This window comes from Thermococcus sp., from assembly GCF_027066465.1.
GTDB lineage: Archaea > Methanobacteriota_B > Thermococci > Thermococcales > Thermococcaceae > Thermococcus.
The window spans coordinates 1-1,889 of the sequence record NZ_JAMONU010000126.1 but is presented as its reverse complement, the minus strand read 5'-3'; the positions used below and the strand labels follow the sequence as shown (position 1 = coordinate 1,889).

The 1,889-nt window shown below is 54.6% G+C and carries 1 protein-coding gene and 2 pseudogenes; 1 reads left to right on the top strand and 2 read right to left on the bottom strand.

Features of this window, described 5'->3' with window-relative positions:
• A pseudogene (locus tag MVK46_RS05810) lies at positions 1-676 on the top strand (hypothetical protein); the annotation flags it as partial.
• A gap of 69 nt (positions 677-745) precedes the next feature.
• Here MVK46_RS05810 and MVK46_RS05805 read toward each other — a convergent pair.
• Both MVK46_RS05805 and MVK46_RS05800 read right to left on the bottom strand, forming a co-directional pair.
• Positions 746-1,747, bottom strand: coding sequence for a histone deacetylase family protein (locus MVK46_RS05805; protein ID WP_297535696.1), 1,002 nt, complete (start codon positions 1,745-1,747; stop codon positions 746-748).
• A 6-nt stretch (positions 1,748-1,753) separates the two neighbouring features.
• Positions 1,754-1,889, bottom strand: a pseudogene (locus tag MVK46_RS05800) (TATA-box-binding protein); the annotation flags it as partial.

Here is a 1,889-nt window from a genome sequence, read left to right as displayed (position 1 = left end):
AGCTTTTGTGGTGGAGTTCCACGACGTTGACCTCGAAAACTACCCGCCACAGGACTCGGAGTCAGAGCCATCACCCGAAACAATCAAAGCCCTTAGAGACTCCATCCTAACCGACCTTCGCGGCGAAGAGAACAAATTCCTCGCTCGTTCAAAGGAAGAGGCAAACAAAGCAGTCAGGGCCCTAAAAGGCACAGAGTACTGGAGAGTTCTCGTTGAACTTAACGGGGCCCTTGAACCCTACGATATGCACTTCGGCTATCGCGTCGTTGATGAGATTGCGCTGTTTTTCCAGAGCGCCAAGGAGAGCCGGGACAAAGGCATCGTGGAATTCAGGGACGATGACGAAATCTTCGACCTTGCACTCCTGATGAAAGTCCTCCCGAAGTTCCACGGGAACAGGAAGAAGCTCGAAGAGCCTTTGAAAGTCATTTTGGTGGAGTGCTTAAGACAAGAAAACAACAGCCCAGTAAAGTTCAGAGTTAGCTTTACCGAGAGAGCAAACACAAAAACGTTGGAACTTCCAACAGACATAGATAAACTAAACAGTGAGGCAATAATTGAAATGCTCACAAATTGGGAGAAATATGAAAACAACTTCCGCTTCAAACACACGGCCAGGAAAGTTCTCCGCATGCTCCGCCAGCTGTACGAGATAGGCTTCGCGAGCTTCAGTTGATTCGTCTTTTTCTTTCATTCCCAGCAGCGTAAATCAACTTACCCTCAGGTAGGCCATTTGTCTTTTAAGTCAGAACTCCCACCACTCGGACTGCACCTCTTTGACCCTCGCCACCGTTCTCAAAGCTTCGTACGATGGACTGACCGGGACCTCGCGGATTTCACCGCTGAGGTAGCCCCTGATAAAGGCAGGCAAACCTTTGTCAAGGCCGACCGAGTAGCCGCCCTCAAAAATCACCGCGAGCGGATAGCGCGAGAGCGTTGAGCCCGCGTAGGCGAAGAAGAGTTCACTGAGGCGAAGCGTCGTCAGGTTCTCGCCGAGGAATCCGTCAAATCCAGCCGAGACGACCACGAGCTTCGGCCTGAACTGGGCCAAGAGGGGGAGAACAACCTCGTCCCAGGCGTAGATGAAGTCGTCATCTCCGGAGTAGTGAGGCATCGGCAGGTTGATTTTTGTACCTTCGGCCCCTTTCCCGCCGACGTCGTGCTCGTAGCCGCTCCAGGGGTAAATATCACGCTCGTGAAGGTCTATATGAACCGCGTTGGGGTCGTTCCAGAGTATCTCCTGCGTCCCGTTGCCGTGATGGGCGTCGAAGTCAATCACCAAAACCTTCCCGACGAGCTCCTCCGCAACCCTCGCCGCGTATGCCGCGTTGTTGAAGATGCAGAAGCCCAAAGTGGGAGCGTTGAATGCCCTTCCGGATTTTCCGGCGTGGTGGCCCGGCGGCCTAACGAGGGCGAGGTAAAGGCCTTTCTTCTCCAGCGCCAGCTCGACGGCCAGCTTCGAAGCTCCAAACGCCGTTAAAGCCGCTTCCCACGTGCCAGGGGAGACGTAGGTGTCCGGGTCGAGGTACGAGAAGGTTCTGCTACTCTCGCGGACCAGCTCTACGTATTCCTTCGAGTGAACCCTCAGGAGTTCCTCCATGCCCACGGGTTCCGGCTCAACCGGCTCCCATAGTCCCAGCTCTTTTAGAACGCCCGATGCCCTCAACAGCCGGTCGGGGTTCTCGGGGTGATAGTTCCCGGGTCTGTGTTCAAGGAAAACGGGAGAATAGATAACGGAGAAGGCCAAGCGGCCTCACCACTCCTCCTCTTCCTCGATTAAACCGTACTTCTCCAGCTCGCGGAGGAGCTTTCTAACGGCCTCCCAGGCATCGTGCTCGCTCTTGGCACCTGAGCAGACGATTTTACCGGAGGAGAAGAGCAGTATGACA